This is a genomic window from Achromobacter sp. E1, assembly GCF_037039475.1.
Lineage (GTDB): Bacteria > Pseudomonadota > Gammaproteobacteria > Burkholderiales > Burkholderiaceae_B > Achromobacter > Achromobacter mucicolens.
Genome location: NZ_CP146253.1, coordinates 1,386,066 through 1,400,914, shown reverse-complemented (window position 1 = coordinate 1,400,914; position 14,849 = coordinate 1,386,066). Strand labels below are relative to the sequence as shown.

Below are 14,849 nucleotides of genomic sequence, written 5' to 3'. Positions count from 1 at the left end.
GATGGCGGCCGCCCCTCTGTCCTGGCGTGCCCGTGCCGCACGGGCGCTGGGCATCCAGGAAACCGAGCTCGCGCCTGCCGCGTGCGGCTTCGCGTTCTTCTTTTTCCTTTTCTGCGGTTATTTCATGCTGCGCCCCATCCGGGAAACGATGGGGATCCAGGCGGGCGTGAACCAGTTGCAATGGCTGTTCACCGCCACTTTCCTTGCCACGCTGGCCGTCGTGCCGCTGTTTGGCTGGATATCCAACCGCGTGCCCCGTGCCACGCTGGTGACCTGGGTCTACGCCATCTTCGCGCTGACGATGGTGGGCTTTGCCGCCCTGCTCCACCTGCAACCCGGCAGCGTCTGGGCCGCGCGCGCGTTCTACGTCTGGCTATCGGTGTTCAACCTGTTCGTCGTCTCCATCGCCTGGAGCCTCATGGCCGACGTGTTCCGCATGGAATCGGCCAAGCGGCTGTTCGCGCTGATCGCCGCGGGCGCCAGCGCGGGCGGCCTTTGCGGCCCGCTGCTTGGCGCCCTGCTGGCGGGCGTGCTGGGCCCGGCGGGCTTGCTGGTGCTGTCGGCGCTGCTGCTGACCGCCACGCTGCCGCTCAAGCAATGGCTGCTGGCCTGGCGCGCCGCATCCCGGCCCGGCGTCGGCCTTGCAGACATGCAGCGTCCCATCGAAGGCGGCATCCTGGCCGGACTGTCGCGCATCTTCCAGTCCCGTTACCTCTTGGGCATTTCCCTGCTGGTCGTGCTGCTGGCCACCCTGAACACCTTTCTCTACATGGAACAGGCGCGGCTGGTCGCCGACGCGTTCCCCGACACTGCCCAGCGCATCCGTGTCTTCAGCGCGCTGGATTTCACCGTGCAGACGCTCGCACTGCTGTCGCAGATCTTCATCACCGGCCGCGTGGCCGCCCGCCTGGGATTGCGGTTCCTGCTGACTGCCGTCCCGCTGGCGGTGGCGGTCGCCTTTCTGGCGCTGGCGGCCTTCCCCGTGTTCGCCGTGCTGGCAGCCGCCATGATCCTGCGCCGCGCCGGCGAGTATGCGCTGATCCGGCCAGGGCGCGAGATGCTGTTCACTGCGGTCACGCCCGAGGACAAGTACAAGACGAAGAACGTCATCGACACCGTGGTATATCGCGGCGGCGACGCCGCCAGCGGCTGGGTGAAGGCCGGCATCGACACGCTGGGTTACGGCGCGGCACTGATCGCCCTGTTGGGCGCGGTGGTAGCGCTGTGCGCGGCTGCAGTGGGACATGGGTTGGGCAAGCAGGCCGACCGGCGAAACGGCGATCTTCATTAGATTCAATTAAATAACTATGTGATTCAACCAAACGGCAGCCGCGGCGTGCGGTCGCACAATGGCGCAGCCCTCAACGCCTCGGGAATCGTCATGAAACGCTCTGCCTGCCTTGCCGCCCTGTTGCTTTGCCTCGCCGCCCCTCTTGCGCACGCCGATTACCCCGAACGCGCCATCACGCTGATCGTGCCGGCCGCCGCGGGCGGCAATGCCGACATCACGGCCCGCCTCATCGGCCAGGAAATGAGCCGCCTGCTTGGACAGCCGGTCGTCGTTGAAAACCGCGTGGGCGCCGGCGGCCGCATCGGCACGCAAGCCGTGGTCCGGGCCCCTGCGGACGGTTACACCATCGGCTATGCCCACGTAGGCACGCTGGTGCTGCACCGTTATCTCTTCAAGCAGCAGATGTACGACCTGGACCGTGACCTCAAGCCGATTGGCCTGGTCGCCGAGACGCCCAACGTGATCGTCGTGAACGCCGCCTCGCCGTATCGGGACCTGAAAGGCTTCATCCAAGCCAGCCGCGCCCAGCCGGACCGCCTGACCATGACCTCGGCGGACCCGGGCACGACCAGCGAAGTGGGCGTCAAGCTCTTCATCGCCCAGACCGGCGCCGCCGTGCGCCAGATTCCGTACAAGGCCACCGCCGCGCAGCTCTCGGACCTGCTTGGCGGCCATGTGGATTCCATGATGGAAAACCTGCCGCCCTTGATCGGCAATCTGAAGGACGGACGCCTGCGCGCGCTGGCCGTCACAACCCGCAAGCGCGCCGCCTCCAACCCTGACGTGCCGACGGTGGCCGAACAAGGCTATCCAGATTACGAGCAATCGGCGTGGAGCGCGCTGGTGGCGCCGGCAGGCACCCCGGCCGCCGCGATCTCGCGGCTGAACGCCGCGCTGAATCAGGCGCTGCGTTCCGACGCCGTGAGCCGGGAGTTGCGCAGCCGCTCCCAGGAGCCCCTGGGCGGCACGCCGCAGGATGTTCAGGCCCAGATCAAAAAGGAGCTGCCCAAGTGGGAAAGCATCATCAAGGCCGCCACGCTGGATTGACCCGCGCCCCCGCGCGCCCGACTCCTTTCCCCGGAGCCCCCGCATGGCCAGCGTAACCCGCGAAGATTTTTCCGTGGCCGCCGCCACCAACGCGTCGGCTTACCGGCGCATCACGATTCCCGTCCTGCGGATCGAGGCAGGCCCGGGACCCGCCGTCGCGCTGATCGCCGGCGTGCACGGCGACGAATGGGAAGGCCAGGCCGCGATCCTGGATTTGTGGCATCAGTTGCCCGGCATCCTGCAGCGCGGCACCGTCTATCTGCTGCCCGCGGCCAACGCGGAAGCATCGCTTGCCGGCACCCGGCTGTCCCCCTCCGACGGCGGCAACCTGAACCGCGCCTTCCTCGGCGAACCAGCGCGCGGCTATACCGAAAGCGTGGCAGCCGCCCTGGAAGCGCGCCTGCTGCCCCGCGTACAGGCCCTGGTGGACGTGCACAGCGGCGGCGCGTCGCTGCGCTACCTGCCGTCGTCGGTCATCACCCGCTACGGCAACGATTCCTACGACGAACGCCTGCCCGCGCTCGCGCGCGCGTTCGGGCTGCCCGACTGCGTGTTCTTTCGCGGCGGCGAAGCCGGTTCCATGCCCGCCGCAGCCAGCCGGCACGGCGTGCTGCGCCTGTCTGCCGAGATCGGCGGCGGCCGAGAGACCAGCCAGTTGCTGGCGGACCGTTGCCGGGACGGATTGCTGGGCTGCCTGGCCGAACTGGGGCTGTTGCATGGCCAGACACCCGCCTCTGCCGCGCAAGTCCGCCTCTACGACCTCGACACACCCGCCGCGACGCTGCGGTCACGTGAATCCGGCGTCTTCGTCCCCGCCGTGGAACTGGGACAATCCGTGGACGCGCACCAGCGCATCGGCCGCCTGATCGAGCCGGCACGGCCCGACTCCCCGCCGCGCGCCCTGCTCAGCCCGCAGGCCGGCACGGTGGTGTGCCTTCGACCCATCGCGCGCAGCGACGACGGCGATTGCCTGCTGCAGGTCGCCCCCGCCCTCCCCTTGGACGCTCTTGCAACAAGATACTGACTCATGCAGATGAACCCCAGATTGACCGGCCTGCGCTGCATCCGCTGCGCGACCCTTTGGCCCGCAGGCGACTACCCCGAAGGCTGTCCCGCTTGCCTGGCGGCTGGCCACCCCGCCACGCTGGAGTGCCAGTATGACGCGCACGCGGTGGACGAGGTCATGCCCCTGCCCGTGCTGTCGCCCGTGACGTTGGGCGAAGGCGGCACGCCTTGCCTTGCCGCGCCCGACCTGGCGCGTGAAGAAGGCGTGGGCGCGTTGTGGCTCAAGTGCGAAAGCGCCAATCCCACAGGCAGCCACAAGGACCGCATGTCGGCGCAACTGGTCTCGCGCGCGCGGCTGGCTGGCGCCACCCGCGTGGCGGCGGCTTCCAGCGGCAACGCGGGCGTGTCGCTGGCCGCCTACTGCGCCGCGGCAGGCCTGGAGGCCGACATCGCCATCACCCGCAACTGCCCGCCACTGCAACGCGAAGCCATGGAGCGCTTCGGCGCCCGCCTGCGGGCGTTCGAAGACAGCCTGGCCCGGTGGCCCTACGTGGCCGACCTGTGCCGCAACCACGGCGCGTTCGCGGGCACGAACTACCTGAATCCGCCGGTGGGCACGCATCCCTACGGCGTGGAAGGCTACAAGCCCATCGCGCAGGAGATCCTGGCCGACTGCGGCGTGCCCACGGACATCATCGTGCCGACGGCGCGCGGCGACCTGCTGTGGGGCATCTATCTGGGCTGGCAGCACCTCTTGGCGGCCGGCCGCATTACGCGCCTGCCCCGGCTGCACGCCGTGGAACCCTACGCCCGTCTGTCGCGCGCACTCACGACCGGCGATGCCCGAGGCCAGTGGGAAAGCGCGACACAGCAATACTCCATTGCGGGCGGCACGTGCACGCTGCAGGCCCTGGAGGCGTTGTCGCGCTCGGGCGGCATTCCGGTGGAGACGTCCGATGCGCAAGCCGGCGACGCGCGCCTGCGCCTTGAACGCGTGGGCCTGGGTGCGGAACTATCGTCCGCCGCCGCCTTGGCGGCCGTGGCGCGGCTCAGGCGCGCCGGCAAGCTCGATGCGGAATCGACGGTGGTGTTGATGCTGACCTCGGACGGACGCCGGGGCTGACCGCCACCGCTACACGCCGAATCGATCGATCAGCGGGGCCAGGGCGGCGCGCAGGCACGTCGCCCAGAACTTGCCGGCTTCGGACAAAGGGCGGCTGCCATGCACGATCATGTGGCATTCGAAATGCACGGCGGCTTGAAGCGGCCGGAAGCTGAGTCCCGCTGCCTCCATGCCTAGCGCCGTTGCCGGATTGGCGATGCCCACGCCATGCCCCGCCAGCGCAAGCTGACAGACCGTGCTGGAATACGGCGTCTCGATCGCGACGCGCAAGCTTTGGCCGGCCTGGCGCAACAGCGCATCCAGCCGCTTGCGCGACCCGTCCTCGGCGTTCAGCGCAATCACATCGACTTCGGCCAACCGCGAAAAATTCACTGATTCCAGACGTGCCAGCGCGTGTCCTGCCGGAAACACCGCCACCGCCCGCAAGCTTGCCAGACGATGCCCGCGCAGCCCTTCCAGTTCGGACTCGTCGGCCACTGCCGCCAGATCCAGCTCACCGGACACCACCATGTCGCGCAAGGTGTTGGAATCGCGTATCTGCAAGTAAAGCGGCGTATCGGGGTAGCGCACGCGAAAGCGCGAGATGGCATCGGTGACGATGGCGCCGCTGTAGGCGTGGATGCAGCCGATCCGCAGCCGCGGCTGCGCGGCGCCGCGGATCGCCCGGATCTTGCGTCCCAGGCTTTCCAGTCCGACATTCAGGCGGCGGATCTCTTCGTACAGGAGGGTAGCCTCGGGCGTGCGTTGCATCCGCTGGCGCACGCGCTCGAAAAGGCGCAGCTCGATGCTGGCTTCCAGCGCGGCCAGCGTCGCGCTGACCGTTGCGGGCGACACGTCCAGACGCCGCGCGGCAGCGGTCACGCTTTCGGTTTCGTAGACCGTGCGGAAGGTTTCGACCTGCTTGAGCGTGAACGTCATGAGGCCGGGCCGCAATCAGATGCGCTGCAGGTCCAGCAGCACGCGCCGCGTGGAAAGCGGACGGCCCGCCAGAATTTCGGCCAGGCGCGCGCGCAGATCGCTGCGCAGCGCGGGCTCGATCACCGGATCATCGAAATCGGGCGGCGCTTCGTCCACGCCGTAGCCCGTCTCGCGCAGCAGAGTCCACTCAAATCGGCGCAGCGCACCGGCCGCGCGGGTGCCGGCGGACAATTGCTGCAGCGCCATGTCATACGCATCGAACAGCAGCGGGTGGGCGTCCTCGCGGGGCAGAAGGCGCAGCAGCAGTTCGTTCATGTACCACGCCGACATCAGCGCGGCGCCAGCCAGCGGCCGGATGCCGGCGATCTCGGCGCGGGTCAGCGTCTTGACCTCGCCGTTGCCGGTCCATGACAGCAGCAGCGGCTGAAAGGCTGACAGGACGGGACGCAAAACGGAATAAGGGCGCTTGGCGCCCTTGGCGACCATGGCCACGCAGCCGTGATCGCGAGAGAAGGTCTGAACAATCAGAGAGGTTTCACGCCACGCCGTGGCGTGGAGCATGAACCCCGGGCGATCCTGGACGCGTGGCGCCCGTCTACTCATAACCCAGATCGCGCAGCGCACCCTCGCGGTCGGACCAGCCCTTGCGCACCTTGATGTAGACCTCCAGATGCACGGGCTTGTCCAGCAGCTTGGCGATGTCCTGCCGCGCCTCCGTGGCGATCCGCTTCATGTGCATGCCGCCGGTGCCCAGCAGGATCGGCTTGTGGCTGTCGCGTTCAACGACGACACAGGCATTGATGGTGGCGCCCTTGGCGGTCTCTTCCCATTGCTCGATGACGACCGTGCAGCCATACGGCAGTTCGTCGCCCACCAGGCGGAAGATCTTCTCGCGCACGAGTTCGGCCGCGATGAAGCGCATGGGACGATCGGTGAGCGTATCTTCCTCGAACATCGGCTCGCCTTCCGGCAGGCGCGACGCGATTTCGTCGAGCAGTTGATCCAGTTGCTGGTTCTTGGTGGCGCTGACAGGCACCACCGCGCCGAACGGATGCTGCGCCATGATCTTGGAGACGAACGCGAACAGGTCGTCGCGGTTCTTCAGGGCGTCGATCTTGGACACCACCAGAATCGTGCGCTCGGGATTGGGCAAGAGCGGCAGCAGCTTGGCGTCGCCCTCCGACCACTTGCCGGCTTCCACCACATGCACCACCACGTCGACGTCGGCCAGCGCCTGCGTCACGACGCGGTTCATCATGCGGTTCATGGCCCCGCCGTGGCGGGTCTGGAAACCCGGGGTATCGACGAACACGAACTGTTCGTGCTCGCGCGTGAGCACACCGTGGATGCGGTGGCGGGTGGTCTGCGCCTTGCGCGACACGATGGAGATCTTGGAACCGATCAGGGCGTTCGTCAGCGTGGATTTGCCCACATTGGGGCGGCCAACGATGGCAACGAAGCCGGTACGAAAAGGGGTATCGCTCATTTAGTCTCTTGAGCCACTGCCACGGGCAGCGACAATTGCGCGGTTTTGCGCGCCTTGCCCGATTTGCGGGCAGCCTTGGCGGCCGGGCTGACGGCCAGCGCGGCCTCGAGCGCCAGCTTGGCCGCGGATTGCTCGGCGGCGCGACGGCTGGCGCCAGGCGCCATCACCTTGATATCGAGCGCCGGAATGGCGCATTCGACTTCGAACTGCTGGCTGTGGGCCGCGCCGTGCGTGGCCACCACCGTATACAGCGGCAGGGCCATCTTGCGGCCCTGCAGAAATTCCTGGAGCAAGGTCTTGGCATCCTTGCCAAGCGTCTTGGGGTCCACCGACGCCAGCACCGGCTGGTATTGGCGCACGATCACGCGGCGCGCCGCGTCAAAGCCCGCGTCCAGGAAGACGGCGCCGAAGATGGCCTCGACCGTGTCGGCCAGGATGGAAGGCCGGCGGAATCCGCCGCTCTTGAGCTCGCCCTCGCCCAGGCGCAGGTACTGGGACAACTCCAGCCGCTGGGCAATGTCGGCCAGCGATGCCTGTTTGACCAGGTTGGCGCGCAGGCGCGACAGATCGCCCTCGTCGATCTTCGAGTAGCGTTCGAACAGCATCGCCGCCACGACGAAGTTCAGCACGGAATCCCCAAGGAATTCCAATCGCTCGTTATGGCGCGCCCCGTGGCTGCGGTGCGTCAGCGCCTGTTCAAGCAAGGCTGGATCACCGAAGTGGTGATCCAGGCGGTTTTCTAGCGTGGCTAGCGACATAATCAGTTGAATCGGCCGATGCGGCTCAGATCGCTGAAGTTCATCCAGATGAAGAAGGCGCGGCCGACGATGTTGGCTTCCGGGACAAACCCCCAATACCGGCTGTCCGCGCTGTTGTCCCGATTATCGCCCATGGCGAAATAATTCCCTTCGGGTACTTTGCAGCGTACCCCATTGTGGCTGTATTGGCAGTTTTCGCGGTAGGGAAAACGCCACTCCTGCGGGGTATAGCGCTGCGGAACGTTCTCATCTAGCAGAATCTTGTGCTCAACGTCGCCCAACTTCTCTTTATATTGCGCGATATAAGACACACGATCCGGCTCGAAATAGTCGCCATCGCGCACATGCGGCACCAGTTCGCCATTGACATACAGCTTCTTGTCGATGTATGCGACCTCGTCGCCGGGCAAGCCCACCACGCGCTTGATGTAATCGACGTCCGGATCCACCGGATACCGGAACACGAACACGTCGCCGCGCTGCGGCGAGCCGATGGGAATGACCTTCTTGTCGATCACCGGCAGGCGAAGGCCATAGCTGAATTTGTTCACCAGAATCAGATCGCCCGATTGCAGCGTGGGCAGCATCGATCCGGACGGAATGCGAAACGGCTCGACGACAAACGAGCGCAGCATGAATACGAACAGAATGACGGGGAAAAAGCTGACCGCGTACTCGACCCACCAGGGCACGCGCCGGGCAGCGTCGCCAGCTTCGCGCCGAAGGCGCTCGGCCTCTTGCGCGTCGCCCACCAAAGCCGTGTCGTACTGCGCCATCGCGGCCTGCGCCCGGCGCTCTCGCCCCTTGCGCAGCACGGCCAGATCGAGCGCCCAGATGACACCGGTAACCACCAGCAGAATAAAAAGGATCAGGGCAAAGTTCCAACTCATCAGCTAATCGCCTTCTGGGGTTCTATTTGTCTTCCACTTGCAGGATGGCAAGGAACGCCTCCTGCGGAATTTCCACGCTGCCCACCTGCTTCATGCGCTTCTTGCCCGCCTTCTGCTTTTCAAGCAGCTTCTTCTTGCGCGAGATATCGCCGCCGTAGCACTTGGCCAGCACGTTCTTGCGCAGCGCCTTCACGTTCTCGCGCGCAATGATTTCCGCGCCGATGGCGGCCTGGATGACCACGTCGAACATCTGGCGCGGGATCAGGCCGCGCATGCGCGTCACCACATCGCGCGCGCGGTGACGCGCATTGCTGCGGTGGACGATGACGGCCAGCGCATCGACGCGGTCGTTGTTGATCAGCAGGTCGACGCGCACCACGTCCGCGGAGCGGTACTCCAGGAATTCGTAGTCCATCGACGCATAGCCGCGCGACACCGACTTCAGCTTGTCGAAGAAGTCGAGCACGATTTCGGCCAGCGGGATCTCATAGACCAGATGGACCTGGCGGCCGTGGTAGCTCATGTTGACCTGCACGCCGCGCTTGTTGTTGCACAGCGTCATGACGGGACCCACATAGTCCTGCGGCATGAACAGCGTGACCTTCACGATGGGTTCGCGAATGTCCTGGATCTTGCCGATCTCGGGCATGCGCGAGGGGCTTTCCACGGTAATCACGGACCCGTCGCGCTGCTCGACCTCGTACACCACCGACGGCGCGGTGGTGATGATGTCCATGTCGAATTCGCGCTCCAGGCGCTCCTGCACGATTTCCATGTGCAAGAGGCCCAGGAAGCCGCAGCGGAACCCGAAGCCCAGCGCTTGCGACACCTCGGGCTCGAACATCAGCGCGGCGTCGTTGAGCTTGAGCTTTTCGAGCGAATCGCGCAGCTGGTCGTATTCGGAACTCTCCACCGGATACAGGCCGGCGAACACCTGCGGCTTGACTTCCTTGAAGCCCGGCAGCGGGTTGGCGGCCGGCTTGTTGGCCAGCGTCACCGTATCGCCGACCTTGGCGTCTTCCAGTTGCTTGATGCCGGCAATGATGAAGCCCACCTCGCCCGCCGACAGATGCGGACGCTGCTGCGACTTGGGCGTGAACACGCCCGTCTGCTCGCACAGGTGGGTGGCGCCGGACGCCATCAGCAGGATCTTGTCCTTGGGCTTGAGCACGCCGTTGATGATGCGCACCAGCATGACCACGCCGACATAGTTGTCGAACCACGAATCGATGATCAACGCCTGCAGCGGCGCGTCGGGATCGCCTTTGGGCGCGGGAACGCGAGCAACGATGGTTTCCAGGATCTCGTCGATGCCCATGCCGGTCTTGGCGCTGGCCAGCACCGCGTCCGAGGCATCAATGCCGATCACGTCCTCGACTTCCTGGCGCGCGCCTTCGGGATCGGCCTGCGGCAGGTCCATCTTGTTCAGGACCGGCACGACTTCCACGCCAAGCTCGATCGCGGTGTAGCAGTTGGCCACGGTCTGCGCTTCCACGCCCTGCGACGCGTCCACCACCAGCAGCGCGCCTTCGCAGGCGGACAGGGAACGGCTGACTTCGTACGAGAAGTCCACGTGCCCCGGGGTGTCGATCAGGTTCAGGTTGTAGATCTTGCCGTCCTGCGCCTTGTAATGCAGGGCAGCCGTCTGGGCCTTGATGGTGATGCCGCGCTCGCGCTCGATTTCCATGGAATCGAGAACCTGCGCCGACATCTCGCGATCCGCCAGTCCGCCGCAGCGCTGGATCAGGCGATCGGCCAGGGTCGACTTGCCATGATCGATGTGGGCAATGATGGAAAAGTTGCGGATATGCTGCATGCTTGAATTTATAAGGGACGGAACAGACGGCATATTGCCGGGAGACACCGCCGCCGGAGTGTGCACGGCTGACGTGTAAGGCGCTGACGGGCTGGGCCCGGACAAAACTGAGGGGGCGCCTGGCGCCCCCTCTTGCGGCAACCAGCCATTTTAGCCGGTCTTGAGCCATTTTATTTGTCACGGCTGCGCCCCGGGACAAAAAGCGCCCTGAGATGCCAGCGCCCAGCGGTTTCGGCCGAGCCGCCGGCCGGCCCTGACGCCCGCGGGCACCGGCCGGCAGGGCCGTCACATCACTTGCCGGCAGGCACCGCCACCCACTGTGTCTGGTCGCCGCGGCGCACCAGCAGACCCGTCGCACGGCTCTTGTCCAGCTTGGCGACCAGTTCGCCGAACTGCTTGGCGCCGGTCACGTCGGTGTCGTTCAGGGCCAACACGATGTCGCCTTCCTGCAGGCCCGCCTTCCCGGCCGCGCCATCGGCAACTTTCACCTGGACGCCGCCCTTGATGCGCAGCTTCTTCTGGACATCGGCCGGCACGTCGATGACGCTCAGGCCCAGCGCGTTCGTGACTTCGGGTTCGGGCGCGGGCTTCTTGCCGGCGCCTGCCGCCTTCTCGGCCGGGATCTCACCGACCTTGACCGACAGCGTCATGCTCTTGCCCTTGCGCCAGATTTCCATGTCGGCGCGCGTGCCCGGCTTGGTCTCACCGACGATGCGCGGCAGATCGGACCAGCGCTTGATGGGTTCCTTGTTGAACTTCAGGATCACGTCGCCTGGCTGCACGCCCGCCTGCTCGGCAGGACCCTCGGCTTCGACGCTGCTGACCAGCGCGCCTTCGGCCTTGGGCAGGCCGATGGCCTCGGCCACATCCTTGCCGACTTCGCCGATCTGCACGCCAACACGGCCGCGCGTGACCTTGCCCGTCGTGCGAAGTTGCTCCACGACGCGCATGGCTTCGTCGATCGGAATGGCCAGCGAGATGCCCATGAAGCCACCGCTGCGCGAGATGATCTGGGAGTTGATGCCCACGACCTCGCCGTCCAGGTTGATGAGCGGACCGCCCGAATTGCCCGGATTGACCGCAACGTCGGTCTGGATGAACGGCAGGTATTCGCCGGTATCGCGGCCGATGGCGCTGACGATGCCGGAGGTCACGGTGGAGTCCAGTCCGAACGGCGAGCCGATGGCCAGCACCCATTGACCCTTCTTCAGCGTCTTCGGGTTGCCGATGACCAGCGGCGTCATGTCCTTGGCTTCGATCTTGATGAGCGCCACGTCCGTGCGCTCGTCCGTACCGATCACCTTGGCCTTGAACTCGCGTCCGTCGGTCAGCGTGACATAGATGTCCGTCGCGTCGACCACGACGTGGTTGTTGGTCAGGATATAGCCGTCGGCTGAGATGAAGAAGCCCGACCCCACGCCGCGCGGCACCGTGCGCTCTTCAGGCGGCGTCGGCTGCGGACGCTGGCGCGGATTGGGCGATTGGCCGGGCGGCTGGAATTCGGGACCGAAGAACCAGCGGAACAGTTCGTAGGGATCGCTGCCGCCGGGGCCGTTACCCCCGCGCACGGGCACGGTGGCCGTGGTGCGGATGTTGACGACGGCCGGATCGGCCTTTTCAACGATGGCCGTGAAATCGGGCAAACCGACCGCGGCGGGCGCCGTCGTCTGCGCCACCGTCACGGGCACATAGGCGGTGGACAGCATCGTCCCCGCCGCGACAGCCGCCAGAAAGCGCCGGAAAAAAGCGTTCGAGACCGTCATTGCTTTCATATGTCACTCCGAAATTGCTGCTTGCGGAACGGCGGGAATCATTTGGCCCCGCCCTCCGCGGGTGCGGCTGCCGCGGGTGCGGGCGGCACGTACTCAGTGGCTTGCGCAAGTTGTTCCAGCGTGGCGGCGGGTACTTCGCCAACCGCCGTCAACCAGAAGTCCGCGATGCGCGCGCCATAGACGTTGATCGCGCCGCGCTGAGACGCGCCATGCAACGGCTGGTGGTTGCGCTGGCTGTCGTAGGGCTCGATGAAGACCGAAATCGCCGCCAGGCCGTCGGACAGCACCATCTGGCTGACGGGCGATCCCCGCTTCATGGCGCGCGACACCTGCATGATCGTCTTGAAGCCATCGGGCGCCGGAATGCGCCATCCCTGGGCCGCAAGGTCCACGGGCTTCATGTTGGCCTCGAGCACCTTCCAGTCACGCGTGTTCCAGCGCGAGGACAGCGACTGCGGATCCACTTCGGAACCCAATCGCAGCGAAGTGAACGACACCTGCTCGACCACGCCGCGCGCGGCGTTCAGCGTCTGGGCCTTCAGCAGCAGATTGGTTTCGACGTCCGCGCACAGGCGATAGCCATAGCGCAGCTTGTCCAGGGGTTCGATCGTGATGAGCCGGCATTCGCGGCCCGCCACGCGATGCGGCGCGGGCTCGGTGCGGATCTTGTAGTGTTCGGACAGATTGGCGGCGTCGCCCAGCAGCAGGCCGGGAAAGCGATCGCCGCGGCGGCGCTCGATCAGCACCGTCTTGCGCTCGGGGATCAGGCACTGCACATCGTCGTTGTGACGCAGGTATTCGCGCGGCTGGCCGTCAAGAATCTCGAGGCGTTCGCGCTCGCCGGTGCCGTCAAGGACATGCACCAGGCGCGAGGATTGGATCACATCGCCCTGCTGATACATGAAGACGCCGGCGTAATCCTGCTTGCGGGCCGCCTGCTGGATGCGCGTGAGCAGTTGCACCACGTCTTCGGTCTGGCCGGCTGGCGTGGCGCCGGCGGCGGCCGCGGGACCGTGCGCGGCAAGGAAAGCAGTCAGGAGCGTGGCGGCGAACCAGCCGGCGCGGTGAGCGTGCCACGAGGCAGCGCGTCCCAATACCGGCCAGCGTGATGCAAGCACAAGCGCCATCAGCGTCCCGCTCCGCCATCGAACGACACCTGGCGGACCGCGCTGGGGCCGGCCATCTGGCGATGGGCCTCCAGGTAATCACGCAGGCCCGAGTCGTCGGACGCCGAGGCCGAGCCCGAGGAACTGGCGTCGGCCAGCACACGGACGTCCGTCGAAGGCGAGCCGGTGACGTACGGCTGCGCCACCCATGCGACCGTGGCCACGGCGGCGGCGACGGCCAGGCCCGACAGGCCCATGCGCAAAGGAGAGCGGCGCCGAGGCGCCGCTACGATGGGCAATTCCGCGTCCAGCGCGCGCGCCAGCCGGGCCGAAAAGGCCGCGCTGGGCGTCAGCGCCAGATCGGCGTTGCGCAGGGAATCACCAATCAGATGATAGGTGTCCCAAGTCTGACGTCCCTCTTTGGACAACAGACTGGGAAGAATATCGTCGGAATCCTCTCCGTCCATCCAGGCGGAAACCGATTCTTCCCAGGAAGACTCGGTGATTTCAACGGATTTGGCTGCTATTTGCATGACTGCCACTCCTTACCAGCGACGCTCGACATCGGTGTCGAGCAGTGGACGCAACTTGGTGGCAATGGCTTCACGCGCACGAAAAATGCGGGAGCGCACCGTACCGATCGGGCAATCCATGCTCTGGGCGATGTCTTCGTAACTCATACCTTCGATTTCACGCAGGACAATTGCGGTGCGCAATTCTTCAGGCAATTCCTCAATGGCCGCGTTCACCGTCTCGGCGATTTCGCGGCTGGCAACCATGGATTCCGGCGTGCTTATATCCGTTAGGTTGTCGGTTTCGTTAAAAGTTTCACCGTCTTCCGTTTCAATCGCATTGGGTGCGCTGGGGCGGCGTCCCTGCGAGGCAAGCCAGTTGCGCGCGGTGTTGATGGCGATGCGGTAAAGCCAGGTGTAGAAGGCGCTTTCGCCACGGAATTGGGGCAAGGCGCGGTAGGCCTTGATGAAGGCTTCCTGCGCCACATCCTCGATTTCGGCCGGATCGCGGATCATGCGGGCGAGCAGGCGGAGGATCTTGCGCTGGTATTTCAGCACCAGGAGATCGAAGGCCTTCTTGTCGCCCCGCTGCACGCGCGCTACGAGCTCTGCGTCGACTTCGCGTTCGCTCATGAGGCCTCCCGCAAACGACGCGCAGGTTGTGCCTGCCGCGCCGTGCCCGCGACGAGGCGCAGACGGCGCCAGGATTCGGGTCGCAACGTGTGCTTCCAGACGGTGAGGGTGATTTTGCTGGTGGTAAAGGCCGTACTCCCGGTGGGCAAGGGCTGCAAGACAAGCGTCAGCCACGCTGGCCCCCGTTGCTGATCCAGCAGCAGCGCATCCTGCCAGCCTTGCGGCCAGCGTAGCTGCCAATGGTCAGCCCCGGTCGCGGTGCGTAGCGCCGTTACCGGGGACGGGGTGCTCCGTGCCGAGTGTAACAGCCCGGCCAACAGAAACAGAAACGCGAGCAACGCGGCGGCCATCCAGGCATGACCGTGCCAGGATGCCGCCGTCAGCACGCAGGCCACGGCCGCGGCCAGGGCCAGCCCGAAGAGCGCGACGGCGCTCCTGGGCGGCGAGACTGGCACGCGGAATGACCAGCGCCCCCCGACCGAGCCTTCCAAA

Annotated in this window: 15 protein-coding genes; 4 read left to right on the top strand and 11 right to left on the bottom strand. The window is 66.0% G+C overall.

Annotation, left to right across the window (positions count from 1 at the left end; translation table 11 throughout):
• Nucleotide 1 precedes the first annotated feature (1 nt).
• The 4 genes from V6V88_RS06390 (at nt 2) to V6V88_RS06375 (ending at nt 4,466) form a co-directional block, all read left to right on the top strand.
• Complete coding sequence (locus tag V6V88_RS06390; protein ID WP_338618477.1) at nt 2–1,291, top strand: MFS transporter; 1,290 nt, start codon at nt 2–4, stop codon at nt 1,289–1,291.
• A gap of 90 nt (nt 1,292–1,381) precedes the next feature.
• Nucleotides 1,382–2,338 (top strand): tripartite tricarboxylate transporter substrate binding protein, encoded by a 957-nt coding sequence (locus V6V88_RS06385; protein ID WP_056321948.1) that lies wholly within the window; start codon nt 1,382–1,384, stop codon nt 2,336–2,338.
• Between the two features lie 43 nt (nt 2,339–2,381).
• On the top strand, nt 2,382–3,362 hold the full coding sequence (locus V6V88_RS06380; protein WP_338618473.1) for a succinylglutamate desuccinylase/aspartoacylase family protein: 981 nt from the start codon (nt 2,382–2,384) through the stop codon (nt 3,360–3,362).
• 3 nt (nt 3,363–3,365) lie between these two features.
• Nucleotides 3,366–4,466, top strand: a complete 1,101-nt coding sequence (locus V6V88_RS06375) for a pyridoxal-phosphate dependent enzyme (RefSeq protein ID WP_338618470.1) — start codon at nt 3,366–3,368, stop codon at nt 4,464–4,466.
• Between the two features lie 9 nt (nt 4,467–4,475).
• Here V6V88_RS06375 and V6V88_RS06370 read toward each other — a convergent pair whose 3' ends face one another.
• From V6V88_RS06370 to V6V88_RS06320, 11 genes are all read right to left on the bottom strand, one after another.
• The gene (locus tag V6V88_RS06370) at nt 4,476–5,384 is read right to left on the bottom strand and encodes a LysR family transcriptional regulator (protein WP_223574594.1); all 909 of its coding nucleotides are present in this window, start codon (nt 5,382–5,384) and stop codon (nt 4,476–4,478) included.
• A 15-nt stretch (nt 5,385–5,399) separates the two neighbouring features.
• Nucleotides 5,400–5,987, bottom strand: a complete 588-nt coding sequence (gene recO, locus V6V88_RS06365) for a DNA repair protein RecO (protein WP_056321935.1) — start codon at nt 5,985–5,987, stop codon at nt 5,400–5,402.
• Entirely contained in the window at nt 5,980–6,870 is an 891-nt protein-coding gene (era, locus tag V6V88_RS06360) for a GTPase Era (protein ID WP_056321933.1), read from the bottom strand. The genes recO and era overlap by 8 nt, the downstream gene beginning before the upstream one ends.
• Nucleotides 6,867–7,628: a ribonuclease III gene (gene rnc, locus V6V88_RS06355; RefSeq protein WP_056321930.1), complete on the bottom strand. Its 762-nt coding sequence runs from the start codon at nt 7,626–7,628 to the stop codon at nt 6,867–6,869. Before rnc ends, era begins: the two co-directional genes overlap by 4 nt.
• A 2-nt stretch (nt 7,629–7,630) precedes the next feature.
• Nucleotides 7,631–8,518 (bottom strand): signal peptidase I, encoded by an 888-nt coding sequence (gene lepB, locus V6V88_RS06350; protein WP_056321926.1) that lies wholly within the window; start codon nt 8,516–8,518, stop codon nt 7,631–7,633.
• A 22-nt stretch (nt 8,519–8,540) separates the two neighbouring features.
• Entirely contained in the window at nt 8,541–10,334 is a 1,794-nt protein-coding gene (gene lepA / locus V6V88_RS06345; protein ID WP_062840561.1) for a translation elongation factor 4, read from the bottom strand.
• 290 nt (nt 10,335–10,624) lie between these two features.
• Entirely contained in the window at nt 10,625–12,106 is a 1,482-nt protein-coding gene (locus V6V88_RS06340; RefSeq protein ID WP_056321921.1) for a DegQ family serine endoprotease, read from the bottom strand.
• 38 nt (nt 12,107–12,144) lie between these two features.
• The gene (locus V6V88_RS06335; protein WP_338618462.1) at nt 12,145–13,233 is read right to left on the bottom strand and encodes a MucB/RseB C-terminal domain-containing protein; all 1,089 of its coding nucleotides are present in this window, start codon (nt 13,231–13,233) and stop codon (nt 12,145–12,147) included.
• Nucleotides 13,233–13,745, bottom strand: coding sequence for a sigma-E factor negative regulatory protein (locus V6V88_RS06330; protein WP_056321916.1), 513 nt, complete (start codon nt 13,743–13,745; stop codon nt 13,233–13,235). Before V6V88_RS06330 ends, V6V88_RS06335 begins: the two co-directional genes overlap by 1 nt.
• Before the next feature lie 12 nt (nt 13,746–13,757).
• Nucleotides 13,758–14,357 carry an RNA polymerase sigma factor RpoE gene (gene rpoE / locus V6V88_RS06325; RefSeq protein WP_008161984.1) on the bottom strand — a complete coding sequence of 200 codons (600 nt, stop codon included), beginning with the start codon at nt 14,355–14,357 and terminating at the stop codon, nt 13,758–13,760.
• The gene (locus tag V6V88_RS06320) at nt 14,354–14,848 is read right to left on the bottom strand and encodes a protein YgfX (RefSeq protein ID WP_152383699.1); all 495 of its coding nucleotides are present in this window, start codon (nt 14,846–14,848) and stop codon (nt 14,354–14,356) included. Before V6V88_RS06320 ends, rpoE begins: the two co-directional genes overlap by 4 nt.
• Between the last annotated feature and the right edge of the window lies 1 nt (nt 14,849).

Bases quoted from the DNA above. Each gene is read 5' to 3' on its own strand.
- V6V88_RS06390 (WP_338618477.1), top strand. From the start codon at position 2: ATGGCGGCCGCCCCTCTGTCCTGGCGTGCCCGTGCCGCACGGGCGCTG.
- rnc (WP_056321930.1), bottom strand. From the start codon at position 7,628: ATGTCGCTAGCCACGCTAGAAAACCGCCTGGATCACCACTTCGGTGAT.
- V6V88_RS06375 (WP_338618470.1), top strand. From the start codon at position 3,366: ATGCAGATGAACCCCAGATTGACCGGCCTGCGCTGCATCCGCTGCGCG.
- V6V88_RS06340 (WP_056321921.1), bottom strand. From the start codon at position 12,106: ATGAAAGCAATGACGGTCTCGAACGCTTTTTTCCGGCGCTTTCTGGCG.
- rpoE (WP_008161984.1), bottom strand. From the start codon at position 14,357: ATGAGCGAACGCGAAGTCGACGCAGAGCTCGTAGCGCGCGTGCAGCGG.
- era (WP_056321933.1), bottom strand. From the start codon at position 6,870: ATGAGCGATACCCCTTTTCGTACCGGCTTCGTTGCCATCGTTGGCCGC.
- V6V88_RS06330 (WP_056321916.1), bottom strand. From the start codon at position 13,745: ATGCAAATAGCAGCCAAATCCGTTGAAATCACCGAGTCTTCCTGGGAA.
- lepB (WP_056321926.1), bottom strand. From the start codon at position 8,518: ATGAGTTGGAACTTTGCCCTGATCCTTTTTATTCTGCTGGTGGTTACC.
- lepA (WP_062840561.1), bottom strand. From the start codon at position 10,334: ATGCAGCATATCCGCAACTTTTCCATCATTGCCCACATCGATCATGGC.
- V6V88_RS06370 (WP_223574594.1), bottom strand. From the start codon at position 5,384: ATGACGTTCACGCTCAAGCAGGTCGAAACCTTCCGCACGGTCTACGAA.
- V6V88_RS06380 (WP_338618473.1), top strand. From the start codon at position 2,382: ATGGCCAGCGTAACCCGCGAAGATTTTTCCGTGGCCGCCGCCACCAAC.
- recO (WP_056321935.1), bottom strand. From the start codon at position 5,987: ATGAGTAGACGGGCGCCACGCGTCCAGGATCGCCCGGGGTTCATGCTC.
- V6V88_RS06335 (WP_338618462.1), bottom strand. From the start codon at position 13,233: ATGGCGCTTGTGCTTGCATCACGCTGGCCGGTATTGGGACGCGCTGCC.
- V6V88_RS06385 (WP_056321948.1), top strand. From the start codon at position 1,382: ATGAAACGCTCTGCCTGCCTTGCCGCCCTGTTGCTTTGCCTCGCCGCC.